Here is a 25,409-nt window from a genome sequence, read left to right as displayed (position 1 = left end):
GCCGTGTACCTGGCCTAACACGATCGTAGGTCGCGGTGTTCCCGCGGGGTGACGCACACCGCAGCTGACGAGAAAGGGGCGGCACCACGAGGGTGCCGCCCCTGCTCAAACGCCTATTTTCCGCCGACCGTCCGGTCCATCACCTTCGCGCAGTCCGTGGACAGCGCGACGAGCTGGAACTGCCCGATCGTGCCGGGGGTGAGGATCACCAGCGTGGCCGGTTGCCCGTCGATGGTGGCACCGCGGATGCCCGCCGGCTTCACCGCCGGGTCGAACCCGTTTTCGGCGAGGCACTGGTCGACCCGCTCGCGGGTGCCCAGCGGCCCGTAGTCCATCTTCCCGGTGGACCCGAGGATCTCGCCGATCGGGATGTTGTCCTGCTGCAACGCCAGCGGTGGCTCGTTCGAGCCCGCCCCTGGTGGTGGCTGCGCCACCGGCGGCTGCCCGGCGCCGTCGTTGCCGCTACCACCGGGGACCGCGATGGCGATCGCCGCGATGGCCGCCGCCGCGATGCCGACCACCCCGGCGCTCCAGCCGGCGATCTTCGCCCGGCGCCTGCGGCGGGCGACGTCGATGCCGACCACGGGTGCTACCGGCGGCGCCATCGGCTCCGGTGCCGCCGGACCGGCGTTTCCCGCCGACCGTGCCATCTCCTCGGCGAGCGCCGCGTCCAGCCGGGCGGCGAACTCCGCCGGCATCGGTTCCACGTCGGCGTCGCCGAGCGAGGCGAGATCGGCCGTGGTGGACTCCAGCGCCTCGATGATCGCCGAAGCCTCGGCATCGGCGCGGACGAGCGGCCACAGCTCGGCGGCCTCCCGTTCATCGAGCACTCCCGCATGCAGGTCGGCGAGCACGTCGACAGACCAAGGCGGGCCAACGGCCCCGCCAATCCCCCGACTCTCGTCCGTCATCGTCCCTCCCTCTGACCCTGCGTCCCGAGCGGACGCGACACACGCCGCTCGGTGCGGTCATGTTTGCTTTCGTTAGTTGGGACGCCGGGTTCCGCGTCGGGGTTCCGCAGATGTCCGAGAACCTTGGCGAGCTTGGCGCGACCTCGCGCACACCGGCTCTTCACGGTTCCCTGTGCGATACCGAGCATTTCCGCGGTTTCGGCCACCGAGTAGCCCTCGACGTCGACCAGCACGATCGGGGCGCGCTGGTCCTCGGGGAGCTGGTCCAGCGCCTCCTTGATGACCAGGCGGGTCTCCCGCTCGGACATCGAGTCGCGCGGGGTGGCCGGTTCGTTGTGGCTGGTCTCGGGCAGGGGGACGGTGGGCCGCGCCTGACGGCGGCGGACCCGGTCGAGGCAGGCGTTCACCACGATGCGGTGCAGCCAGGTGGTCACCTGGGACTCGGCCCGGAAGTTGCCGGCCGCGCGGAACGCCGAGATGAAGGCGTCCTGCAGGGCGTCGGCCGCTTCCTCGGGATCTCGCAGGGTGCGCAGGGCGACGGCCCACATCCGGTCACGATGTCGGCGGACCAGCTCACTGAAGGCATGCGGATCGCCCGCGGCGTGCGCCGCTATGAGGGCGGCGTCCGTGGGAGTTGCAGCGGTCACTCGTAAGAGCCTATCGACTACCGCTTCCCCCACACGAGGGACACTAGGCAGCCGACACGAACTCCAGATCGTTGATCTGGGTGACGTGCTTGTCGCCGTCCGTGCCGAGCTTTGTGATCCACACGATCACGTACCGCCCTTCGGCTGGTTCGGACAGCTTGACCTCGTTGTCCTGGCCGCTCAGCTCACCCGAGCCGACCAGGCGGGTCTCGGAGAACTTCGGGTTCTTCTTGTCCGCGACCCTGATCTCCACCGTGGTGCCGGGGCTCTCCGCGGCGATCTTCACCGAGCTCAGCTTCACCGACTGCTCGAAGCTGCTGAGCAGGCCGACGCCCGGCTTGAGGTCGGGGAACTGCTGGCGGTACTCGTCGGTGCGCCAGAACGTCTCGCGCTTGCCGTCGAGCACGTTCTTCGCCCGCGCCGGGGCGTCGCCCTCACCGCCGGGGTTGTAGACGTTGACCGTCTGCGGCTTCACCGGCGGGCCACCGGCGGGCGTCTCGCCGGGCGGCGGAGCCGGGTTGCCGCCGGGATCGGGCGCCGCGGTGGGCGTCGGCTCGGCGACGTTCACCGTCGGGCCGCCCGAATCGGGGCTTTCCTGGAAGAACGAGATGGCCAGCATGCCGAGCCAGGCCAGGATGCCGACCGCGGTCACCACCAGCACGGTCACGCCCAGCGCCAGCTTGCGCCGCCGCGCGGAGTCCTTGACCGGCTTCTTCGTGGTCCAGATCGCGCCGTCGGCGTCCGCCTCCTCTTCGGGTGGGGCACCGACCTGCTGGATCAGCTGGGTGCGTTCCTCCTCCTCGGCGGCCTGGTCGAGCACCGCGAGAATGGCCGAACTGGTGCGGATGCCGCCGTGACCACCGTCTTCGATGGTGCGCACGGCCAGCGACGAAAGCGTTTGCGGGACGCGCGGCTGCAGCGAGCGCGGCGGCACGATGCGGCCGTTCGGCGCGTGCGGAGCGGTCGGAATGGCAGGCGGGCCGCCCGGCAGCGCCCAGCGGCCGGTGAGCAGGAGGTACAGCACCCCGCCGATGGCCTTGACGTCGTCACGCAGGGTGGCGTCGGGCAGCGGACCGGGAAAGGCGAGGCGCAGCGCGCCGTCCGGGGTGAGGCGCAGCCGCTGCGGGTGGTCGAGGCCGAGCACCAGACCGGACTGGTGTGCCTGCTCGACGGCCTGGGCCAGTGCGCCGACCATGCGGGCGGCGGCACCCGGCTCGACCGGCTTGTCCGCCACCAGGTCGACCAGGTCGCTGCCCTTGGTCCATTCGGCGACCACGATGCCGAGCAGGCCCTCACTGGAGGTGATGCCGTTGCCGAGATTCAGCACATCGAGGACCCTGGCGACCCCGTCGTGGCTGAACTTGGCCGCGTGGGCGGCGCGTTCCAGGGTGCGACGGGCCAGGCGTGCGGCGTCCGCGTCGGCCGGATCGCCGACGAGCAGGGTCAGCGCGACGTCACGCCGGAGCTGGCCGTCGCGAGCGCGCCAGAGGTGGGCGTCGGCCCGTTCGTCGATGCCGAACTGGGCGAGCAGGCGGTACCGGCCGTCGCCGACCACGGCCCCGGGCGCCAGCGGTCCGCTCCGGGCACGGGCTCCCACCTTCCCCGCACCCCCTTCTTTCCGGCTCGTGTCCACCGCACTCTCCTGCATTTCTCCAACCGAGGGTACGTGAATGTGACACGAGCACTATGCCGATCCACGCCGTAATCGTTACCCACGCTTGATCATCCGGGTGATTCTCGAGGTCGCCGGTTTCAGCTCCTCGACCTTCAACGCCATCAGCACGCCGAAAGAGACGCCGATGCCGACCACGCCCTGCAACACCAGCTTCACCCAGGCCTGCAGGGTGGCGCCGAGCGCGTCCGGCACGATCATGCCGACCACCAGCGCGGCGCCCACGCCGGCGGCGCTGGCCACGACGGTGAACAGGATCACCCCCAGTACCCGTTTGCTGCGCAGGTTGCCCAGCCGCACCCACAGCCAAACCTGCCCCAGCATCGCGCCGATGACAAACACCAGCGAGTTCACCATCATCACGCCGAGCACGATGTGCTGCGGCGCGAGCAGGGCCGAGGCCAGGTAGAGCAGCGGGATCTTGACCCCGGTCATCACCACCATGATCAGCGTCGGCGTGCGGGAGTCCTTCATCGCGTAGAACACCCGCATCTGCAGCATGACCAGCGCGTACGGCAGCAGGCCGAAGGCCGACACGGCCAGCGCCTGGCCCAGCCGCTCGGCCTGCTCGATCTCGCCCTTGCCGAAGGTGAACAGCGCGATGCCGATCGACGTGCCCGCCACGGTCATCACCGCGGAGATCGGCACCAGCATCACCGTGGAGATGCGCGAGGCGTAGGACATGTCGGCGACCAGCTTCTTGGTCTCGCCGTCGGCGGCCGCACGGCTCATCCGCGGCATGATCGCGGTCAGCAGCGAGACGCCGATGATCCCGTACGGCAGCTGGAACAGCAGCCAGGCGTTCGAGTAGATCGACACCCCACCGGCCTGCCCGCTGGTCAGCACGTTGGTGTTGATGATCATGCCGATCTGGCTGATCGCCACGTAGGCGAAGATCCAGGTGGCCAGGCCGCCGAACTCCTTGAGCCGCGAGTCCAGGCCCCAGCGCCACTTGAACTTGAAGCCGGACCGCTTGAGCGCGGGCACCAGGAACAGGGCCTGCACGGTCATCGCGGTCAGCACGCCGAGGCCGAGCACCAGCACCTTCGGCTCGCTCATCTTCGACGGCACCAGCGTCGGGTCACCGGGCAGGATCGCGTAGAGGCCGATGGTCACGAAGATGACCAGGTTGTTGATCACCGGGGCCCACTGGGCCGGCCCGAAGATCTGCTTGGCGTTCAGGATCGCCGAGAGCACCGCGAACAGCCCGTAGAACAGCAGGCCGGGCAGCAGCAGGTAGGCGAACCAGGTGGCCACCTGCGAGTTGCCCCCGCCGCCCTCGGCCATCAGCAGGCCGGTGACCTGGGGGGCGAAGGCGACCGAGAGCACCGTGCCGAGCAGCAGCACCGTGGTCGCCATGGTGAGCAGGCGCTGCGTGTAGGCCTCGCCGCCGTCTTCGTCGTCCTGCGAGCGGACCAGCAGCGGGACCACCACGCTGGTCAGCACGCCGCCGAGCAGCAGTTCGTTGATGATCAGCGGCAGCGTGTTGGCGACGGTGAACGAGTCGTAGATGACGCCGAGCGAGGCCACCGCGCCGAGCATGATCTTCCAGGCGAACCCGGTGATCCGGCTGGCCAGGGTGGCGATCGCCATCCGGCCGCTGGACTTGGCGAGCGACGGGGTGCCGCTCGCGCCACCGCTGGGCTGCGCCTCGGTGGGCGCGACCCCGTCGGAGATGCGCGGGAGGAACCGGGTGGCGTACTCGTCGTACGGCCGGTGCATGTCCGGGTCGGCGGTGGGCCAGCGCGCGCCGGGCGGCAGGCCGCGGTCGACCGGGATGAGCTGGGTGTACTCGACCCGGGGACGCGGGGGCGGCGGACCGTCCGGGCGCTCGCGGTTCCACGGGCGGACCGGCGGCTCGGGCCGGGGCGGCCGCTGCTGGATCGGCGGCGGTGGCCGCTGCGGGCCGCGCACCGGCGGAACCGGAGCCGGAGCGGGTGCGCCGGGCTGCGGGAGGTGGCTGGTGGGGGCCGGGCCGGGCCGATCCGCGCGGCCGACCGGCTCGGGTGGGATCGGGCGGGCTCCGGAGCGGGCGCCCTGATCCGGCGGGACCGGGCGGCCACCGCGCTCCGGCGAACCGGGACGTGCGGCTTGGTCGGAGGGGCCATGGCGCTCCGGCGAACCGGGACGGGCCGCTGGGTCGGGTGCACCGTGACGCTCCGGCGAACCGGGACGTGCGGCTGGATCAGGAGGACCGTGGCGCTCCGGCGAACCGGGACGTGCGGCTGGATCAGGAGGACCGTGGCGCTCCGGCGGGCTGGGCCGATCGGCGCGGCCGCCCTGGTCCGGTGGGCCGGGCCGTCCGGTGCGTTCCGGCGGGCCGGGGCGATCCTGGCGGACGCGCTCCGGGGTGACCGGCCTGCCGTTCGGCGGGGGGCCGGGGCGACCGGCCGCCGGGTGCTCCTGGGCCGGCCAGTCCGGGCGTGGGGTCTGGCGGCTGGGCTGCTGGCCCGGCGGAGGCGGCACCGGCATCGCGCGCGTGGGCGGCGGCGCCTTCCGCACCGGGACCTGCCGGGTGCGGCCGTCGGTGGGCGCGGGCCGTTGCGCCCGGACCGGGGGGATCCGGTCGGGCGGTGGCTGCTGTCGCTCCGGGCGCTCGGGTCGAGGCGGCGTGGCCTGGGGTGGCCGGTCAGACCGCTGTCGCCCGGGTCGCTCCGGTGGCGAGCCCGGCTCTCTGTCCAACACGTGCCCAATCCATCGGCGGCCTACTCAACGATGCCCAGGGTAATGGCCCCGGGGTGTCCCGTTCGAATTACCGGGACTTCACCGTCCGCTCGCCCCTGCGCTCCAACCATCGGGCGAACCGCGACAGAGCGTAGTTGGCCGCGAAGTAGATGACGCCGATGACGAGGTAGGTCTGGATGAGCAACTGGTTCTGGTAGTAGCCGATCAGCACCTTTCCGCTGAACAGCAGTTCGGCGTAGCTGACGAAAAAGCCGAGCGAAGTGTCCTTCAGCACCCCGCCGGTCTGGCTGACCAGCGACGGCACCACTCGCCGCAGCGCCTGCGGCAGGATGACCAGCCGCATCGACTGGCCGGTGCTCAGGCCGAGCGCGGCGGCGGCCTCCCCCTGGCCGCGGTCCAGCGACAGGATGCCCGCCCGGAAGATCTCCCCGAACTGCGCCGAGCTGGACACCGCGAGCGGCACCACCAGCTTCCACAGCAGCGGCAGGTCCAGCCCGAGGCTGGGCAGCACAAAGAGCACCACGTAGATCAGCAGCACGGCCGGGATCACCCGGACCGTCTCCATGTACGCCCGCGCGAGCCCGCTGACGACCACGTTCCGTGACGCCCGGGCCACGGCGAGCAGCAGGCCCGCCAGTCCGCCGATGCCCGCGGACAGCGCGGCCGCGAGCAGGGTCTGGCCGAGCGCGGTCAGCAGGTAGCGCCAGTTCGGCCACTGCGTGTAGGGCGCCCACTTCTTCCAGTCCAGCTCACCGTTGACGGCGAACTGGCGCACGGCCAGCGCGAACAGCAGCGCGCCGCCCAGCACGCTGACCACGGTGGCGACCTGGATCCGGCGCCGGGCGCGCGGGCCCGGCTCGTCGAACAGCACGTTCACCGGTGGATCACCAGCTTCCGCTCCAGCAGCCGGGTGATCGCGGTGATCACCAGCGCCAGCAGCGCGTAGACCACCGCCGCGCCGGAGAAGATCAGGATCGGCTCGGCCTCGACCAGGTTGATCCGGTTGGCCGCGGTGCTCAGCTCGACCAGTCCGGCCCCGGCCGCCAGCGCGGTGTTCATCAGCAGCATCACGGTGAGATTGCCGAGCGGCTGCACCACCGAGCGCAGCGCCTGCGGCAGGATCACCCACCGCAGCGACTGGCCGAAGCCGAGGCCGAGCGCCCGCGCGGCCTCGGCCTGCCCGGTGGCCACGGTGTTGATGCCGGTCCGCAGCGCTTCGGCGTAGTAGGCCGCCGAGTACATCGACACGGCCAGCACCGCGGTGGTGAACAGCTCGAACTGGATCCCGAGCTTCGGCAGGCCGAAGACGAAGAACAGGATCCAGAGCAGCAGCGGCACGTTCTGGAAGATCTCCACGTACGCCGTGCCGAACAGGCGCAGCGGCTTCACCGGGGACACCCGGAAGGTGACCACGACAAGCGCGATGGCGAGCGCACCGACGAACGACAGCGCGGTCAGTTCGACGGTGGTAACCACCCCCTCGGCGAAGGCGCCGGAGTTGTCGAGCAGAACGTCCAAGGTCAGGAACCGGGAACGGAACCGATGGCGGGCGCGGCGGGCGGCTCACCGGTCACCACGGTGCCCAGCGAGTCCTTCCACACCTGCTGCCAGATCCCCGCCTGCTGCAACTGCACCAGCCAGTCGTTGACGAACTTCTTGAACGCGTCGTCCCCGTGCTTGAGGCCGATGCCGTACGGGTCCTCGGTGAACGGCTCGCCGACGATCTGGATCTTGTCGTTGAGCCGGGCCGAGGCGGCGAGCAGGGTCAGGTCCTGCACGTAGGCGTCACCGCGGTTCTGCTCCAGCGCCTGCACGCACTCCGGGTCGGTGGCGAAGCTGATGATCTCCGCGTTCGGGGCCTGCTCCTTGACCGCCTCGATGCCGGGGGTGTTCGCGCCCGCGATGACCTTCTTGCCGTTGAGGTCGGCGGGCTTCTTGATCGCCGTCTTGTCCTTCATCGTGGCGATCGCCTGACCGGACATCAGGTACGGGCCGGCGAAGGCCACCTTCTCCGCGCGCTGCGGGGTGATCGTGTAGGTCTGGAAGACCACGTCGACCGTGCTGTTCTGGAGCAGCGCCTCACGCGTCTCGGAGCTGGAGTTGACGATCTTCGCGTCGGGCGAGCCGATGATGTACTTGGCCAGCAGCTTGCCGAGCGTGGCGTCGAAGCCCTCGGTCTCGCCGGTGGCGGGGTTCTGCTGGGACAGCAGCGGCGCGTCGAGCGAGCCGCCGATGAGCAGCTGGCCGCGCTGCTTGATCGAGGCCGCGGTCGGGCTGGCGGCGATGGCCTCGGCTGACGCGACCGGGGCGCGGTCGATGATTCCCTGACCGGAGGAGCCAGGCGAGCCCGGCAGCGCGCCGGGTTCGGAAGAGCAGGCAGCCGCCGTGCTCAGGGTGGCGATAGCGCAGGTGAGCACAAGCATCCTGCGGGTTTTCAACGCTGCCATGGTCGCGTAACCCCTCACCATTCATGAAACCGATTCACGGTCCACTGGGAATGGTTCCGAAGAATGGTCCAGTCCACCCATCGGCGTCAAGGAGTTACCGTGGGTAAATTACGAACGGTCCTTTCCGCGCACCCGGCGGTAGATCCGCCTGCCGGAGAGCAGCAGCAACGCGGCGCCGGCGACGATCGTGACGATCAGCGTGATCAGGCCGAACTGGGTGGAGTTCAGCTCCATCCGGGCCGGTGCGCCCAGCGGTGTGCCGCCCGGGGTGCTCAGCGAGACGTCCACGCTGAAGTGCCCGGTCCGCAGCGCCTCGGCCTGGATCAGGTGCGGTACCGAACCCCGCGCCGGCAGCGGCCGGTCCGGGATCTGCTCGGGCCGCAGCCCGGTGAAGTTGTTCAGGTTGATCCGCACGGTCACGCCGACCGGCAGCGAGTTCTTCAGTGTCACCGGCAGCGGTGAGGTGTCCGAGGCCAGCGAGATCTGCTGCTTCGGCGTCTCCACGGTGACCTGGCCACGCAGGGCGTCGAGCTGCCCGCGCGCGTCACCGGCGGAGGCCAGCCCGCCCGCGGCGTCGGCCCGCCAGGCCGTCGACGAGGCACGCATCAGGCCGGACCGGATCGGCTTGATCAGGTCCTCCGGCTCCACCTGGGTGGTCGCGTCGCCGGTCAGCGAGCTGCCGAAGTCGGCGGTCTCCCGCTCGGTCCGGTTCAGCGAGCTGATCACCTGCTGCGGCAGCTCGGCAGGCGCCTCCTTGGCGCCGTAGTCCATCTTCGCGGTGCCCTTGACCGGCTGCGCCAGCTCCTCCAGCAGCGGCTTCGGCGAGACCATGCCGAGGTTCGAGTAGTCGCCGACGGTGCGCAGCAGCAGGGTCAGCTCGTCGACCGGCGCGGACCAGCGGCGCGGCGGGGCCAGCAGCAGCGGCGAGCCGTCGGTGTCGGACTGCGCGCCGGTCTGGAAGGCCAGCACGGCGAGCGCGTTCTGCGCGGCCACGTCCGGGTCGTCGGCCGGGGTCAGGTTCGCGGCCACCGCGTCGGTCGGCCGGGTCGCCGCCATCGACCGGCTGAGCAGCGGGTCCAGCGCCACCCCGCGCAGGTTCGTGCCCTCGATGGTGGCCGGCGCGGTCAGCGGGCGGTTCGAGACCAGCTGGTCGGACTCGGCGAGCACGGTGGTCACCCGTGCGTCGGCGAGCGCGCCGAGCGAGGTCGAGTCGAGGCCGCCGTTCGGCCAGAGCACACCGGGCAGGGGCTTCACCCCGAGCAGGCGCTCGAACAGCGAGGTGTTGTCGACCGCGGTCTTGGCCAGCCGGGGGTCGCCGTCGGTGACCTTGGCCAGCGCGGGCAGGTCGGCGTCGGCGTAGGGCAGCTGGAGGGTGCACGAGTCCTGGAGGACCTGGCGCAGCGAGTTCAGCCAGCGGGTGGCGGTGTCGTTGCCGCGGCCGGGCACCTGGCCGCCGTCGGCGGTGCGCACCAGGTAGCCGCCCGCCATCTTCTCGACGGTCTCCAGCAGGTCGGGGTCGATGGCGAAGCACATCGAGTCGAACAGCCGGGTCTCGCCCTTGACGTTCTTCGCGGCGGTGACCAGCGCGTCGAGGCGGCCGCCGGGGGCCAGGTCGATGGCCAGCTGGTCGTCGGAGAGCACCAGCGTGCCGCCGAACGGCGCGGCCACCACGCGCGGGCGCGTGTCCGCGATGGGCCACAGCACGGACAGCTCGGTGGGGCGCTCCGGCTTGGCGGGCGGGCTCTGGCCCGGCACACCGAGCACCGGCAGCAGCATGCTGAACGCGGCCAGCCTGGCTTGGCCGCCGAACTCCGGCGTGCCGTTCACGTTGACCAGGAGCGGGTACACGCCCGGCTTGCTGACCAGCGGTTTCGCGTCACCGCCGAGCGGCACGGTGATCTGCAGCGGGACCGTCTGGCCCGGCTCGACCACCCGCGCGACGTCGACGTACTTGGTGATCGAGGCGTCGGTCGGCGGAGCCTCCGCCAGTGCCTCGCCGAGCTGGCGGGAGGTGGTCTGGCGCTCACCGAACTGCAGGCGGACCTGCACGTTGGTGATCCGGCGGTCACCGGTGTTGGTCACCTTGCCGGACACGGTCAGCGTCGAGGACGTGGACACCAGCAGCCGCGGGTTCATCTCGTCGATGTCCAGCCGCAGCCTGCTCGGCGCGTCCGGTCCCGGCTGGGCCTGTGCGCCGCTCGCCGGAACTCCGATGAACGCCTGCAGTACCAGTAGAAACGCGGTCAGCGTGGCCGAGGCCAGCCTTTTCACTCGGGGACTCCCTCTGCGGAGGAGCGGGAAGCTTGTTCCGCGAACAGTTCGCGGGCCTTGCGGACCAGGGTGCGCTCGTCGGCGTAAGCGAGCTTGGCCTCCAGTTCGGCCACCGGGACCCAGGCCACCTCGGTCACCTCGACGTCCTCGTCGGACAGCTCACCGCCCGCCGCTTCGAGCAGGAAGTGGTGCACGGTCTTGTGCACCCGCCGCCGCTCGGCGACGAACCAGTAGTCGATGGTGCCCAGTGGCTGGAGCACGTGCGCGGAAATTCCGGTCTCCTCCTTCACCTCGCGCACCGCGGTCTGCTCGGTGGTCTCGCCGTCTTCGATATGCCCTTTGGGGAGCGACCACAGCAGTTTCCCGCGGCGGTCGAGCCTGCCGATCAGCACCGCGTGCTCCCGTTCGGCGTCGACCACCAGCCCACCGGCCGAGGTCTCGTCCACCGTGGTCAGCCTCCTGCCACGGCGGCGCCGGGACCGGCGTCCCGGTTTGGCGCCACCGGAGCGACCGGCCGATCCAGGCATGCTGCGATGCTAGAGCAACAGCGCGCGCCGGTACGCTGGCTTCTCGTGTCCGTGTTGATCTGTGCGTGTAGTAAGTGCACCGTTTTCGTGGTGGGATCCCAGTGAACGAACTCGTCGTCCAGCGGAACGCGGTGATCGAGCTGATGCGGATCTCGCCGGTGGCCGATCAGCTCGCCGAGCGCTTCGCCGCCGCGGGCCACCGCCTGTACCTGGTGGGTGGCAGCGTGCGCGACGCGCTGCTCGGCAGGCTCTCGCCCGATCTCGACTTCACCACCGACGCCCGGCCGGACCAGGTGCTCGCGGTGGTCGGGGGCTGGGCCGACGCGGTGTGGGACGTCGGCATCGCCTTCGGCACGGTCGGCGTGACCAAGGACGGCTCGCAGCTGGAGATCACCACCTTCCGCGCGGACAGCTACGACCAGGTCAGCCGCAATCCCGAGGTCACCTTCGGCGACAGCATCGAGGGTGACCTGCTGCGCCGTGACTTCACCTGCAACGCGATGGCGATCGAGTTGCCGTCAAAGACCTTTGTCGACCCGCATGGCGGACTCGACGCGGTGCGGATGAAGGTGCTCGACACCCCGGCCACCCCGCAGGAGTCCTTCACCGACGACCCCCTGCGGATGCTGCGCGCCGCGCGGTTCGTCTCGCAGCTCGGCTTCGAGCCCGCGCCTCGCGTGGTCGAGGCGATGACGTCGATGGCGGACGAGATCAAGCGGATCACCGCCGAGCGCGTGCAGGCCGAGCTGTCGAAGCTGATCACCGGCGCGCACCCGCGGCTCGGCCTGGAGCTGCTGGTGGATACCGGGCTGGGCGACCACGTGCTGCCCGAGGTGCCCGGCATGCGGCTGGCCATCGACGAGCACCACCAGCACAAGGACGTCTACCAGCACTCGCTGACCGTGCTGGACCAGGCGATCGCGCTGGAGCGCAAGGACGACCCGGAGGCCGGGCCGGACCTCGTGCTGCGGCTGGCGGCGCTGCTGCACGACATCGGCAAGCCGGCCACGCGCAAGTTCGAGGAGGGCGGTGGGGTCAGCTTCCACCACCACGAGGTGGTCGGCGCGAAGATGGCCCGCAAGCGCCTGCGTGAGCTGAAGTACAGCAAGGAGATCGTCGAGCAGGTCTCCCAGCTGGTGTTCCTGCACCTGCGCTTCCACGGCTACGGCAAGGGCGAGTGGACCGACTCGGCGGTGCGTCGGTACGTCACCGACGCCGGTCCCCTGCTGGACCGGCTGCACAAGCTGGTGCGGGCCGACTGCACCACGCGCAACAAGCGCAAGGCGGCCGCGCTGCAGCGCACCTACGACGACCTCGAAGCCAGGATCGCCCGGATCGCCGCCGCCGAGGACCTGGCCAAGGTGCGGCCCGATCTCGACGGCAACGAGATCATGAAGCTGCTCGGCCTGCCGCCGGGGCCGCTGGTCGGCAAGGCGTGGAAGTTCCTCAAGGAGCTGCGCCTCGACCGCGGTCCGCTGGAGCACGACGAGGCGGTGGCGGAACTGCGGCGCTGGGCGGCGGAGCAGGGCATCGACCCTCCGGGCGATCAGTCAGCCGACTGACTAGAACATTCGGCCGATCTTCTCCGGGTGTTGATCCGAATGCCGATCGGATGACCGATACTCACTTCCCCACCAGGTGAGATGGAGAATCATGCGCCGCCAGGGACCGCCCCAGCAGGCCAGCTTCCTCGTCACCCTGCTCCGGCGGGGTGCACCGGCCATCGCGACCGCCACCAGCGAGCTGTCGGACGAGGTCTCCGACCCGACTCCGATCAGAGCGCTGCGCCGGATCTCGGCGATGGCCGCACCGGTGGACCCGCGCGCCAGCGACGGGCTGCTGCTGCGGGCCGGCCGCTACGTCGCGTTCGTGCCGATGGTCTACCGGCTGATCGCGGTGCCCGGCGCGCTGGCTGCCTTCCTCGGCGCGCACGGCGGTACCGGGGCGGCGCCGGTGATCACCGTGGCCGCGCTGTCGATCCTGCTCAACGCGTACGGCGTGCGGTGGATGCTGCGCTCGGCGCCCTTCCGCAGCGACCGGGCCGCGGTGCTGCTGACCGTGGACGCGGTGTTCACCGCGCTGGCGAACCTGGCGGTCGCCGCGCTGGTGCCGTCCGAGGTGTACCTCGAGGCGATCGGTGTGCCCGGCAAGCACCTGCTCGGCACGGTCGCGCTGTTCACCCTCGCGCTCGGCCTGCCGTACGGCATCGGCCTGCTGGTCGGCAGCATTCCGCTGCACCTGCTGATGAGCTGGGCGAACACCGGCACGGTGAGCGCCGAGGCCGGGTTCGCCGGGCTGGGCACGATGGCCGGGGTGCTGCTCACCGCGTCGGGCGCGCTGGTGCTGATCGGCCTCGGCACCCGGCTCGCGCTGGCCTACGGCATCCGCAACGGGCGGCAGGCCGAACGCGCGCGCCAGCACCGGCTGATGCACGACACCGTGCTCCAGACGCTGGAGTCGCTGGCGCTGCCCGGGCAGGGCACGGCCGAGGAGCAGCTCGCGGAGGTGCGGCGGCTGGCCCGTGCGGAGGCGGTCGAGGTGCGCAAGTACATCGAAGCGTCCGCGAACGAGGGTGGCCGTCCGCTCGGTGAGAAGCTCGCGTCGCTCGCCGCGGAGATGGCCCGAGACGGCCTCCGCGCGCAGGTGGTGATCGCCGAGCTGGACGAGGACACGCTGTCCGAGGTCCGCCAGATCGCCATCCGGGACGCCGTGCGCGAGGCCATGCGCAACACGATGAAGCACTCCGGCACGGACAAGGTGCTGGTGCGGGTCGAGGAACGCGACGGCGGCATCGCGGTGATCACCCGCGACCACGGCACCGGGTTCAGCTCGGAGACCCGCCCGCCCGGTTTCGGCATCAGCGAGTCGATCACCGCGCGGCTGGCCGAGGTCGGCGGGAAGGCGACCGTGGAATCCACTCCTGGCAACGGGACTCGCGTGACATTGTGGGTGCCGTGCTGACCGAAACCACCCACGAGATCCTCGTCGCCTGCCTGACCGCGCTGCGGGACGAGGACCGGCCGAAAGCCGCCGTGCTCGCCGGTCAGGCCGCCAAGTCCGGCGCGCTCCTCGGTGTGGAGCTGAGCCGCCACCTCGACACCGGTCCCGAAGGCCACGTCTACGACCAGCCTGCCGCGTTCACCGCGTTCATCCGCGGCGGCGGCAACGTGAACCTGTACGAGCAGCTCGCGCGGCGGCTCGCTTCCCTGTACGACGATCGCCGACCGGAGTCCCTGCTCGACCTCGGCTGCGGTGACGGGCTCGCGCTGGTGCCCGCGCTCGAGAAGGCGGCGCACCGGCCGTCGCGGATCGACCTGGTGGAGCCGTCGGGCGCACTGCTGGAGGTCGCCGGGGAACGGGTCGACGGCGCGCACGCCGAGCAGGCCACCGCGCAGGAGTTCCTGGCCGGAACCGATCTCTCCTGGGACCTCGTGCAGTCGACCTTCGCGATGCAGTCGCTGGAACCGGACGACCGGCGCGAGGTGTTCCGCGCGCTGCGCGAGCGCACCGGCGAACTGGTGCTCGCCGAGTTCGACGTACCGGACGTCACCGAGGGCAGCCCCGAACACCTGGCCTCGCTCGTGGTCCGGTACGAGCGAGGGGTCGCCGAGTACGGGCACGACGACGGCCTGGTCGCGCAGGGCTTCCTGATGCCGATGCTGCTGGGCCTGGTGTCGCCGGGCGGGGTGCGCAACAACTGGGAGCAGCCCGCCGAGGACTGGGGCAAGCAGCTGACCGCGGCCGGGTTCGGCGAGGTCGAGATCACCCCGCTGGCCGACTACTGGTGGTCGCCGGCCGTGCTGATCCGCGCCCGGTAAGGCTTACGCGCTGACCTTCTCCATCGCCTTGGTCTCCACGTGCTGGCCGAGCGGCCGAGGCAGCAGGTACGCGACCGCGCCGCCGGGCAGCGCGCCCCACGGCACGGTGATCCCGGTCAGCACGCGCAGCGGCCGGTGCACCACGTAGGTGTGGTGCTCGCGCTCGCGTTCGAAGGCGAGCGAGGTCTCCGGGAACCGCACGTGCTCCGGGTGCACCAGGTTGCCCGCCTCGTTGCCGAAGCGCTGGACCACCGTCCCGGCGGGCAGCACCACCATTCGCTTGGCGCGGAAGAAGTTCAGCGGCGGCTCGCCCCGCAGCGGCAGGATCGGCCAGTCCGTCGGGTGCCCGGACTCGGCTTCCTCCGGCTCCCGCGCCAGCGCCGGGTACAGCACCATCGTGCCGACCAGGTGCCGGGCGGCGTCCTGCACGTGGTCGAACGGCACCGGGTCGACCGGCTCGCCGTCCTCGAACCGCGCGACCTCCCAGTGGCCGCCGACCCGGCGCAGGCACCAGGCCCCGTCGGCCGGTTCGCCGATCCGGTAGCGCGAAGCGGGCACGCCCAGCTCGGCGAGCCTGCGGTGCAGCACTTCCAGGACTTCGGCGGCACGCAGCTTCGGCAGGCCGTCGCCGTCGCGCTCGCCGCGGGCGTGCTTGTCCGGGCCGGGCAGGTCCTCTTCGGACTGCGGCGGGTACGGCTTGCCCAGCACCTCGGCTTCGGCGGTGTGGCGCAGCTTGTCCGGCACGTACGGCGGCCGGTGCAGGTTCGCCCGGATGTGGTCGACCAGCTCCGGCTCCGGCGGCACCCCGTACTTGCGCAGGTAGTGCGGCACGGCGGCGGGCCAGATCCAGGTGCCGTCGGTGTGGAAGGCGTCCGGCACGTCGGGACGGCCGTGCGGGGAGAACACGTCGGGCAGCGGCACCGGGCGGCCGGAGGCCACCGGCGACCGGTACAGGTAGTCGAGCACGCGGCGCACCTCGTCCGGCGGCAGCGGCGGCCGGTTCACCACCGGCTGCTCGCCCTCGGCGTGGCTGTCCACCACCTTCGCCTGGCGGAACACCACGTCCAGCGGCAGGCCGGCCTTCGCGGCCAGCCAGTCCGGTACGTGCTTGCGGTCGCGCGGGAACAGCTGAAGCTCTGTCTCGTAGGCACGGGCACCGGGGCGCCCGCCTTCGCCGGGTGAGAGGCGCCAGTGCGGTTCGGCGTCCACGTCGAAGTCGAAATCGAAGTTCGAGGTGGAGTCCAGGGTGAAGGTGCCTTCGAACCAGGTGCCGGTCGACGGCTGGTACATCGCCGAGCGCAGCAGGCTGAACAGCTGCCCCAGCTCGGCCGGCGGCGAGAGCGAGACGACCAGGTCACCGGCGACCGCGCGCACCTCCAGTTCGGCGTACCCGCCGACCTGCCGCAACTGCGCGCCGACCCGCTCCCAGCCATCCGGCAGCACCTTGAGCATGGTGCGGCCGATGGCGCGCAGCAGGGCGTTCGCGTCCCCGGTGCCGCGTTCCGGTCGCGGGGCGTCGGCGGCGATGAAGTCGTGGCGTTCCTGCCAGAGCGCCTCGATCTCCTCGGGTTCGGCGGTGGTGGTGAAGTCGGTCAGCCCCAGCTCGCGGGCGCGGTCCTCGTCCTGACCGGTCCACCGCAGCGTCAGCGCCTCGCCGTTCTGCGGGGCGACGCGGAAGATCTCGTCGGCGAACAGGCAGTGGGTCTGCACGCTGAACGTGCTCGCGGCCTCGGCCTCGGGCACCACCTTCGCCGGGCGGCCGTTCCACTCGGTGTCGAAGTCCGCCGGCGCTTCTTCCCCTGGTTGCGCGACGAGCAGGACGGTGCCGTCTTCGCTTGAGCGCTGGGCACGGAACACCCCACCGTGCCACACCGCGTAGAGCGAGTCCGGCCGCTCAGCGGCGTCTATTCGGTAGCGCACGCCTCTCCCCCTTGTGTCCCCTCGGTGAGATCCGAGTCAAATCTAGTCGGCCGCCCGGTGCGTGTTCCACGTGGAACCATGATCACGAGTTCGGGTACTTCCGCTCCCAGAGCGAGTGCGTCGGCGGCTCCGGCCCGAACTCGGCGAGGGCGTCGGCGACCAGTTCCTCGATCGCGCCCCGCAGCTCCAGCCGTTCCAGCCAGCTCGCCCGGATCGCGTTCGGGCCGTACAGCGCGCCGGCGATGTTGCCGCAGATCGCCCCGGTCGAGTCGCTGTCCCCGCTGTGGTTGACCGCGGCGAGCAACGCGTCGTCGAGGTTGTCGGTGGTCAGCGCGACGTAGACGGCGATCGCCAGCGCGCTTTCGCCGATCCAGCCACCGCCGTCGATCGTGGCGATCTTCTCCGGCGTCGGCGGTCCCTGCTCGGCCAGTCGCACGGCGAACCGCAGCGCGGCGGTGGTCTCCTCGTGCTGCGGCCGCCGGGCCAGCTGCCGGAACGCCTCTTCGACCGCGCTCGGCAGCGATCCGCCATCGATCAGGTGACGCACGATCACCGAAAGCGCGCCCGCGGAGAGATACCCGGTCGGGTGACTGTGCGACAGCGCCGCGGCCATCGCGCCGACACCGAACACCGCGGCCGGATCACCGGGCCAGAGCGCCGCCGGTGCCGTCCGCATCACCCCGCCGCAGCCCTTCGACGTGTTGAGCTGGTGGGTGAACGAGCCCATCCGGCCGTTGTTGCCGTACGACATCAACGCGGTCAGGCAGGTCTTGCCGGGCGCGCGGCGGCTGAACAGCTCGCGGTGTGAGATCAGCCAGCCGTCCGGTTCGGGACTGGGGTCGTGCGGCCCGCGGCAGTCCTCCCACGCGTAGTCCTGGGTGTGCAGCCAGCGCTGGTAGGCGCTCTGCACGAAGTGCTCCAGCCCGGTCTGGCCGCCGCGGCGCAGGTGCGCGTGGCCGCGGATGAGGCCTTCGAGGGTGAACAGGGTCATCTGCGTGTCGTCGGTGATCTTGCCGAGGCCGCCGAACGCGGGCACCAGATCGGTGATCCCGGCGGGACCGTGCAGTTGCCGGATGCGCTCCATCGGGTCGAACTCGCGGGCGGCGCCGAGTGCGTCACCGACCGCACCGGCGAGAATGCTGCCGCGGAACCGTTCGGCCCTGGTCAACGCCGGTGGCGGCGGGGTTTCGGTCTCCAGCGCGGCGAGCAGCGAGGTCCGCGCGCGGTGTTCCTGCGGTTCGGCGGGCCCGGTTTCGGGAGCTTCGCGGGCCGGGATCGACGGCGGGTACTTCTGGCCCCACTCCGGCGGCTCGGGACCGAACTCGGCGAGCGCGTCGTCGGCGATCTGCTCGATGACGTCGCGCAGTTCCAGCTGGTCCAGCCAGTTCGGGCGGAGCTGTTCCGGGCCGTACATCGCGCCGACGAGGTTCCCGCAGACCGAAGCCGTCGAGTCGCTGTCGCCGCCGTGGTTCACCGAGACCAGCAGGGCGTCGTTCGGGTTGTCGGTGACCAGCGCGGCGTACAGCGCGATCGAGAGCGCGGTCTCGCCGACACCGCCGCCACCGAGGGTCGCGGTTTTCTCCGGGGTCGGCTCACCGCGTTCGGCCAGCGCGATCGCCGCGTCGATGGCGGCCGAGGTCTCTTCGTGCCCGTTCCAGCCGACGAGCAGTTCGCGCGCGGAAGCCAGCGCGGCGCCCAGGCTCGCGCCGCGGACCAGCTGGTGCACCATCGCCGCGAACGTCCCGGCGGGTAGGTAACCGCTCGGGTGGCTGTGGGTCAGCGCCGCGCTCATCACGCCGATCTCGAACGCCTCGGCGGGATCGTCCGACCAGATCGCCGCGGGCGCCGCGCGCATCACGCCACCGCAGCCCTTCGACTCGTTCAGCGGACGTTCGACGGTGCCCATCGGCACGCCGGAGCCGTAGCCCTTGAGCGCGAAGAAGCAGGTCTGCCCGGGAGCGCGGCGGTGGTGCAGCGGCTCGTTGGTGATCAGCCAGCCGTCCGGCCGCTCGCTGAGGTCCCGCGGCCCCCGCGCCTTGTCCCACGGCACGCCCTGCGTGTGCAGCCACCGCTGGTAGGCCAGTTGCAGGCCGTACCGGAGATCGGTCTCGCCGGTGTGCCGCTGTTCGGCGTGCGCGCGGATCAGCGCTTCCAGGGTGAACAGCGTCATCTGGGTGTCGTCGGTGATCATCCCGATGCCGTTGTAGGCCGGGATGAAGTCGAGAATGCCGTCCGGTCCGGTCATCGCGCGGACGCGTTCCATCGACTTCGACTCGATCGGCGCGCCGAGCGCGTCCCCGCAGGCACCGGCGAGGAGGCTGCCGCGCCAGCGCCGGGGATCCACGCCACGCGGTTCCGGCGGCGTCCAGTCGGCCACCGGGTTCCCGGTCAGGAAGCGGCGGCCACCGGCATCGGTGCCGACGAACAGCTCCACCCGTTCCACCCGGACCGCTTCACGGCCGGAAGCCGCCTGCTGACGGCGCACCAATCGCGCCAGCACCGACAGTTCGTCGTCGCTGAGCCACTCGTCCATGCGCTACCCCCGCGGGTATCTGGCTTCCCACGCCTCCTGCGCCGACGGCTCGCGCGCCACGCCGAAGCGGTGGAAGTGGTAGAAGGCGTCCCCGGCGACGTTGTCCACCAGGCCCAGCTGCGGCAACCGCGCCACCCACTGCTGGGGCAGGCCGGGAATGCCACGCTGCGCGCCGACCAGCATCCCGGTCAGCGCGGCGGTGACCGCCGAACTGCCGGAGGAGCCGGCGGCCAGCAGGATCGCGCCACCCGGATCGTGCCCGCGCTTGGCCGCGGCGAACAACGCCCGCAGCAGCACCGAACGCGGCGACCGGCCGTCGCCGATCGACTCGAGCTGGGCGGCCTCGTCGCCGTTCCAGTCGTCGCGCAGCTCGATCACCCTGGTCAGCTCGGCACGCAGCGAATCGTGCTCCGGCAACGACTGCCGGATCTCGAGCAGCAGCGCGTAGACCGGCTTGGCCAGCTGGTCCGGCAGGTCTTCGGCCGGGCTCAGCACGCCCCAGAGCACGCGGACCAGCAGGTCGGCGCATTCGGTGACGTCCGGGCCCGCCGCCGCGCCGATCAGCTCGTGCGCGATGGCCTGCGAATACGCCACGTCGATGCCCTCGACCGGGGTGCCACCGGCGACGGTCGCCGCCAGCGCCGGGGCGAGCAGCGCGGAGAACTCGGCCGGGGCCGGGCCGGTGCCCGCGGTCGCCTCGTTCAGCCAGCTCTCGGGCCTGCCGACCCGCGGCAGCGACGCGGGGACCTCGGCGGTGTCGTTCACCGGCGGCAGCCCGCGGATCACCGCCTCGGTCTGGAACAGCAGCTGCCGGGTGAGGCCGCCGCGCTCCAGCTCGCCGCCGGTCCAGCTGCCGTGCTGGTCGGCCTGCGCGCCGATGGAGTCACCCAGCGCGAAGCCGACGTAGGCACCGGCCACCCGGTTCCAGCGGAAGTTGCTGCCCTGCTGGGTGGAGATCCGCTTGAAGAACTTGCCGAAGTGCCACGGCTGCGGCGACGGTGTGCCGTTGGTGGCGCGGTGCTCGACAAAACCGGCCGCCCACAGGTCGTCCGGCCAGCTCACCTCCGCGCCGGTGACCGGCGCGCGCAGGTTCCGGAACCAGAGCGCGTACGCCCGCGCGTACCGCAGGCATTCCGCCTCGGTCAGCAGGTATCCGTACTGCCTGGCCTGCTCGGCGACGGTCGGCAGGTGCCCGGTCAGGTAGCGCGGCGGATCGATGCCGAACTCGGTGACCAGCGCGTCCACCGTCTCGACGACCTTCGGGCGGTACTCGGCGGGCGCACCGGGCACCGGCTCGGGGCCCTGGTCCTCACCCAAATCCGGCAGCACGTGGTTGCGCACCAGTTCGACGCTGTACGTCCCGGGGTCGAGCGCCACCGAACCGCCGCCGTCCTGCTCCTGGAACAGGCGCCGCAGCGTTTTGCGCGTCCACGACTTCACCTCGCCGGGCACGCGCACCGGCGAGGTGTACGCGGTGTTGTCCCCGACGTCGAGCACCTCGCACTCGGTGAGGTGCCGGAAGTAGGTCTGGTCGTCGATCCAGCCGATCGAGCGGTACTGCCAGAGCTTCTCGGCGTCCGAGAGCGGCGTCGGGTAGCCCATCTTCAGCGGCCCTGGCCGGTAGGCCGGGTTCGGCTGGACGGCACCGTCGACCGATTCGCGGCGCAGGATCGCCTTCTCCGGCGGCGCCAGTTTCGGGAACGCGGCCTGGTCGAAGTCGGAATCCACGACCGGCGTCCAGGTGGACGGGCCTTCCTCGGCCACGGCCCGCGGCGGGTTCGGCACGGCCATCGCGGCGGCCTCGTGCCGCAGCTCGCCACCGTCGTCCGGCACGAAGAGCACCGGGGTCGGGAAGATGCCGGCACCGACGTCACTGCCGTCGAGAAAGGTGGCCGCGTTGTAGGGCACGTTCCAGCCGTCGCCGTTGCGGACTACGTACTCGGTGCGCACGCGCAGCGCGTCGCCGCCGTCCTGTTCGCGCAGCCACGCCTCGACGCGGCCGATCGCCTGCTCGCGAGTGCTCTTGGTCATCTCGTTGGTGCTCACGATCGCGGGTACCGCCTCGCCCATCCTGAAGTGCTCTCGAAAACCGGGCTGAACTGGTCGAAGTGCCAGAACGCGTCGCTCGCCAAGTTCTCCACCAGGTACCGCGAGCGCAGGCTCGACACCCACGGCAGCCCCGGCAGCCCGACGCGCGCGCCGATCAGCGCTCCGGCGAGTGCCCCGGTGAGCGGGCGCCTGCCGTCGTGCGTGACCGCTCGCCACAGCGCCTGCTCCGGGTAGTTCTCGTACCCGCTGACCGCGCTGAGCACCTGGGACAGCACGGTTTCGGTGTCGGTCCCGGCCCCGAAACCGGACGGCTTCGGCAGCAGCGGGATCTTCGACGTCGCGTCCATCGACATCAGCCCCCGGTCCACCGTGTGCCGCAGCGTGGACCAGGAGTTCCCGGTGAACAGCGCACGCGCCGAGGTGACCGGCGGGCACACCTTGTCCTTGGTGAGCAGCTGGTCGAACAGGGTGGCCAGGAAGGCGGCCGCCTCGATGTCGAATTCCGAGCCGTGGGTCAGCCCGGCGAGCCGCCGGGCCGCTTCCGCGACCCCGCCGGTGATGCCTTCGCCCGCGTACCCGTTGGTCAGCGCGGCGGGCAGCGCGACCAGCAGCGCGCCCGGCCCCTTCGCGGTGCCCGGCCGTTCCTGCGCCAGGTCTCGGAGTGCGGCGAGTTCACCGGTGTCCGGCTCGGTCTTCGCCCGCATCTCGGGCACCTGGACCAGCCAGCCGTCGACCGGACCGGGCACGGGTTCGCCCTGCGTGTGGAGCCAGCGCAGCAGGCCACGAGCCGCGGCCACGGTGAACTGGCCTTCCTGCTCGGGGGCCTCACGGTGCGGGCTGCGGACGATGCCTTCGGTGAGGAACAGCAGCTGCTGCGTCAGCGGCCCCAGCGGCACGTCCTCGCCGAGCGTGCCGTGGATGCCCAGCGCCTCACCGAGCGCGAACCCGGCGTAGGCACCGGTGATCCGGTGCCAGCCGTGCTTGAACCCGGGATTGCCCTGCTCGAAGTACTTGCCGAAGGTGTTCAGCCGCGGCACGGCCTCGCCGTTGTCGCCGTAACCGGGCTGCAGGCCGTTCGACGCCAGGTCCACCGGCCAGCGGCCACCGTCGTCGAGCCGGACGCGCTCGCGCCAGGTCCGCCCGAGCACGGTCAGCCGGATTTCCTCGTCGGTCAGCTCGTAGCCGTTGCGGCGGGCCCAGTCGACCGCGTGCGTCGGCGGCGAAACCGGCGTCGGCAGCGCGATCTTCGCGGCGGCCTCGGCGGCGAAGGTCTTGATCTCCTGGCTCGCGGCGAGCCCGGTGATCTTCTTGTCCACGGTCTGCTTGAACCGCGGGTAGGTGGCCAGTACCGCGGTCAGCTCGGCACCGGTGACCTGCTGGCGGTACTGCGGGCCGCCGTCGAGGTTCAGGTTCGGCGCCGGGTCCAGCTTCATCAGCGTGGCCAGGTCGACGTGCCACCAGCGGTGCGTGTGCTCCGGCAGGTGGCGCGGGTCGCTGTAGGTGAGCAGCCGGTGCTCGCGCTGGTCGTAGGCGGTGCGCGGGACGCGGTCGTTGTCCGCGATCGGGATGAACACCTCGGTGCTGACCAGGCCGATCAGGAAGCGCTCGCGGTCCAGCCAGCCGGCGTCGTGGAAGGCGAGCAGGTACTCCAGCGGGTTGCGCGGGCGCTCGCGGCCCAGTCGCATCGGACCCGGCAGGTAGTCCGGGTTCTCGCGTTCCTCGTCGCCGTCGCTGCCGTCGGGCAGGACCTGCTGCCAGCCACCGACCGCCGCCGGCGGCACGCCGAGATGGCTGAGCCCGGAGTCGCGGAACTCCCGGTCGACGATCTCCTTCCAGTGCTCCCGGCCGGGGTAGCGCGCCGGGATGCTCAGCCCGCCGGGGTGCGGCGCGGCCTGGCGCACCTGCCCGTCCGGCTCACGCACCACCATGTTCGGCGGCGGGAAGATCTCCTTGCCCGCGTCGCCCCCGTCCAGGTAGGCCACCGCGTTGTAGGGCACCGACCAGCCCTCGGGCACCCGGCGCACCTTGTCCGTGTCGACCCGGACCGTGCGCTGGTCCGGCCCGTGCACGGCACGCAGCCAGTCCTCGACCCTGGCTACCGCTTCAGCCGCTTCCACGCTCAGACCGTTCCTTCCAGACTTCCGTCACTGGTGTGCTCGGTGATCGTCCTGGGGAGAACGTAGGCGATCGCTCCCCCGGGCAGGTTCGCCCAGGGCACGGTGATCCCGGTGATCACGTACAGCGGACGGACCAGCCGATACCGGCGTTCCGCGCTTTCCCGCTCCAGCGGCAGGGAGGTGGTGGGGAAACGCACCCCGGTGTGGTGCACCAGGTTGCCGCGTTCGTCACCGAAACGCACGACAACCGTACCGGCGGCGAGCCGGATCAGGCGCTTGTTCCGCAACAACGTCAGCGGCGGTTCGCCGGGCACCGGCTGGATCGGCCAGTCGGCGAGTTCACGCGCGGTCTCCAGCGGGCTCTCCGCCCCCGCGGTGATGCGCGCCGGATGCAGCAGGACCGCGCCGAGCAACTGCTGCGCGGCGCTCTCCACCCGCGTGAAGTAACACGGGTCGACCGGCTCGCCGTCCTGGTAGCGGGCCACTTCCCAGCCCTGCGCGGTGTGCTTGAGGCTCCACGCGTCGTCCGCGGACTCACCCAGCCGGTAGGCGTTCGGCCAGGCCCCCGCTTCGTCGAGGCGGGCGCGCAGTGCCGTCAGCACCTCCGTGCCGTCCAGCTCGGGCCCCACCTGGGTCTCCAGCTCGGCGGCCAGGTCGCCGGTGCTCGGCTCGAACTGGTCGGGGTCCGGCTTCGGCCGCGGCTCACCGAGCAGGTCGGCGGCGGCGGTCAGCCGGTGCAGCCGGTCCACGTGCGGGGTCTGGTACCGCTGCGCGCGGATGTGCTCGACCAGCTCCTGGTCCGGCGGCGTGCCGTGCTTGCGCAGGTAGTGCGCCGCCGACGCGTGCCAGATCCACCGGCCGTCGGTGTGGTACCGCTCCGGCACGTCGGGCTCGTCGTCCGGGGCGAAGATGTCCGGGCCCGGCAGGTCGCCGATCAGCACCACCGGCGAGCGCTCGAGATAGTGCAGGACCGCCGGGATCTCCGCCTCGGGCAGCGCGGGCCGGTCGACCACCGGCCGTTCCCCGGGGAGGTAGGAGTCCACGATCCGCGCGTGCTGGAAGACAACCGCCAGCGGCAGGCCCGCCTTCTCCCGGAGCCATCGCGGCAGGTGCTCGTCGTCGCGGGGGAACTCCTCCAGCTCCTTGGCGAAGGCGGTGCGGGTGGGTAGCCCCGGGCGGTCCGGCGGGCGCTTCCACTCCGGCGGGCTGAGCAGGTCGAAGTCGAAGTCGAACTGGTTGCCGCGCAAGGTGTACCGCGCCTGGAGCCAGGCCCCGACGCCCTTCTCGTACATCCCGGCACGCAGCTCGGTCAGCAGCTCCCCCACCTCGGGCGGCGCGGACCAGAACAGCGTGCCGTTCTCCCCGGTGGAGCTGACCTCGATCTCGGTGTAGCCGCCGAGCTGGCGGAAGTCGACGGTCACCGTGCCGTTCTCCGGCCGCAGCGGGACCAGCGCGCGCCCGATGCCGATGAGCAGCTTGCCGCGCTCGTCCTCGGACAGCGGCTGGACCGGCGGGGCGGCCGTGGTGCCGTTCACGTCGATGCGGACCTGCCAGAGCGCGGTCAGCTGCTCCGGGGTCGCCTTGTCGATATAGCCACCGGCTTCACCCTCGGGAATGCCCAGCTCGGCCGCGCGTTCGGCATCGTCCTTGCTCCACGACAGCAGGAAGTGCGGGGCGGTGAAGCCCGCCACCTGGAACTCCTCGTCCTTGTAGGTGGCGAACGCCTGCAACCAGGCCCGGCCGGCCAGGCCCTGGTGCAGCTCATGCGGCTGGGTCATGCGATGTTCCTCGAAGCTGGCGAGCTGACCGTAG

Annotated in this window: 17 protein-coding genes; 3 read left to right on the top strand and 14 right to left on the bottom strand. The window is 71.4% G+C overall.

What is annotated here, in order from left to right; genetic code table 11:
- Window positions 1-113 precede the first annotated feature (113 nt).
- The 9 genes from YIM_RS48040 to YIM_RS48000 form a co-directional block, all read right to left on the bottom strand.
- On the bottom strand, window positions 114-911 hold the full coding sequence (locus YIM_RS48040) for a hypothetical protein (RefSeq protein ID WP_153036658.1): 798 nt from the start codon (window positions 909-911) through the stop codon (window positions 114-116).
- On the bottom strand, window positions 908-1,558 hold the full coding sequence (gene sigM, locus YIM_RS48035) for an RNA polymerase sigma factor SigM (RefSeq protein ID WP_113695311.1): 651 nt from the start codon (window positions 1,556-1,558) through the stop codon (window positions 908-910). Before sigM ends, YIM_RS48040 begins: the two co-directional genes overlap by 4 nt.
- A gap of 43 nt (window positions 1,559-1,601) precedes the next feature.
- Complete coding sequence (locus YIM_RS48030; protein WP_194239989.1) at window positions 1,602-3,155, bottom strand: protein kinase family protein; 1,554 nt, start codon at window positions 3,153-3,155, stop codon at window positions 1,602-1,604.
- Between the two features lie 111 nt (window positions 3,156-3,266).
- Window positions 3,267-4,952: a murein biosynthesis integral membrane protein MurJ gene (murJ, locus tag YIM_RS48025; RefSeq protein ID WP_228005103.1), complete on the bottom strand. Its 1,686-nt coding sequence runs from the start codon at window positions 4,950-4,952 to the stop codon at window positions 3,267-3,269.
- Window positions 4,953-5,982: 1,030 nt separating this feature from the next.
- The gene (locus YIM_RS48020; RefSeq protein ID WP_153036656.1) at window positions 5,983-6,792 is read right to left on the bottom strand and encodes an amino acid ABC transporter permease; all 810 of its coding nucleotides are present in this window, start codon (window positions 6,790-6,792) and stop codon (window positions 5,983-5,985) included.
- Window positions 6,789-7,433, bottom strand: coding sequence for an amino acid ABC transporter permease (locus YIM_RS48015; protein ID WP_153036655.1), 645 nt, complete (start codon window positions 7,431-7,433; stop codon window positions 6,789-6,791). The genes YIM_RS48020 and YIM_RS48015 overlap by 4 nt, the downstream gene beginning before the upstream one ends.
- Window positions 7,434-7,435: 2 nt before the next feature.
- Window positions 7,436-8,362, bottom strand: a complete 927-nt coding sequence (locus YIM_RS48010) for a glutamate ABC transporter substrate-binding protein (RefSeq protein WP_153036654.1) — start codon at window positions 8,360-8,362, stop codon at window positions 7,436-7,438.
- A gap of 108 nt (window positions 8,363-8,470) precedes the next feature.
- Complete coding sequence (locus YIM_RS48005; protein WP_153036653.1) at window positions 8,471-10,633, bottom strand: DUF6049 family protein; 2,163 nt, start codon at window positions 10,631-10,633, stop codon at window positions 8,471-8,473.
- Window positions 10,630-11,160 (bottom strand): NUDIX hydrolase, encoded by a 531-nt coding sequence (locus YIM_RS48000; RefSeq protein WP_153036652.1) that lies wholly within the window; start codon window positions 11,158-11,160, stop codon window positions 10,630-10,632. The genes YIM_RS48005 and YIM_RS48000 overlap by 4 nt, the downstream gene beginning before the upstream one ends.
- A 101-nt stretch (window positions 11,161-11,261) precedes the next feature.
- Here YIM_RS48000 and YIM_RS47995 point away from each other — a divergent pair, with 101 nt between their 5' ends.
- The 3 genes from YIM_RS47995 (at window position 11,262) to YIM_RS47985 (ending at window position 14,978) form a co-directional block, all read left to right on the top strand.
- Window positions 11,262-12,722, top strand: a complete 1,461-nt coding sequence (locus YIM_RS47995; RefSeq protein WP_255462863.1) for a CCA tRNA nucleotidyltransferase — start codon at window positions 11,262-11,264, stop codon at window positions 12,720-12,722.
- Between the two features lie 91 nt (window positions 12,723-12,813).
- Window positions 12,814-14,121 (top strand): sensor histidine kinase, encoded by a 1,308-nt coding sequence (locus YIM_RS47990; RefSeq protein WP_153036651.1) that lies wholly within the window; start codon window positions 12,814-12,816, stop codon window positions 14,119-14,121.
- Window positions 14,115-14,978 carry a class I SAM-dependent methyltransferase gene (locus YIM_RS47985; RefSeq protein WP_228004469.1) on the top strand — a complete coding sequence of 288 codons (864 nt, stop codon included), beginning with the start codon at window positions 14,115-14,117 and terminating at the stop codon, window positions 14,976-14,978. The genes YIM_RS47990 and YIM_RS47985 overlap by 7 nt, the downstream gene beginning before the upstream one ends.
- A 3-nt stretch (window positions 14,979-14,981) precedes the next feature.
- On the opposite strand, the gene YIM_RS47980 is transcribed toward YIM_RS47985, so the two are convergent.
- From YIM_RS47980 to YIM_RS47960, 5 genes are all read right to left on the bottom strand, one after another.
- The gene (locus tag YIM_RS47980) at window positions 14,982-16,898 is read right to left on the bottom strand and encodes a TNT domain-containing protein (RefSeq protein ID WP_153036650.1); all 1,917 of its coding nucleotides are present in this window, start codon (window positions 16,896-16,898) and stop codon (window positions 14,982-14,984) included.
- Between the two features lie 82 nt (window positions 16,899-16,980).
- Window positions 16,981-19,431 (bottom strand): ADP-ribosylglycohydrolase family protein, encoded by a 2,451-nt coding sequence (locus YIM_RS49580; RefSeq protein WP_228004468.1) that lies wholly within the window; start codon window positions 19,429-19,431, stop codon window positions 16,981-16,983.
- 3 nt (window positions 19,432-19,434) lie between these two features.
- The gene (locus YIM_RS47970) at window positions 19,435-21,501 is read right to left on the bottom strand and encodes a YrhB domain-containing protein (RefSeq protein ID WP_153036649.1); all 2,067 of its coding nucleotides are present in this window, start codon (window positions 21,499-21,501) and stop codon (window positions 19,435-19,437) included.
- A complete protein-coding gene (locus tag YIM_RS47965; protein WP_153036648.1) occupies window positions 21,474-23,597 on the bottom strand; it encodes a YrhB domain-containing protein in 2,124 nt (707 codons plus the stop codon). The genes YIM_RS47970 and YIM_RS47965 overlap by 28 nt, the downstream gene beginning before the upstream one ends.
- A 2-nt stretch (window positions 23,598-23,599) precedes the next feature.
- Complete coding sequence (locus YIM_RS47960; RefSeq protein WP_153036647.1) at window positions 23,600-25,375, bottom strand: TNT domain-containing protein; 1,776 nt, start codon at window positions 25,373-25,375, stop codon at window positions 23,600-23,602.
- Between the last annotated feature and the right edge of the window lie 34 nt (window positions 25,376-25,409).

It is taken from the genome of Amycolatopsis sp. YIM 10 (genome assembly GCF_009429145.1).
Lineage (GTDB): Bacteria > Actinomycetota > Actinomycetes > Mycobacteriales > Pseudonocardiaceae > Amycolatopsis.
Note: the sequence above shows the minus strand (reverse complement) of the source record. Positions and strands in the feature narration are given on the sequence as shown.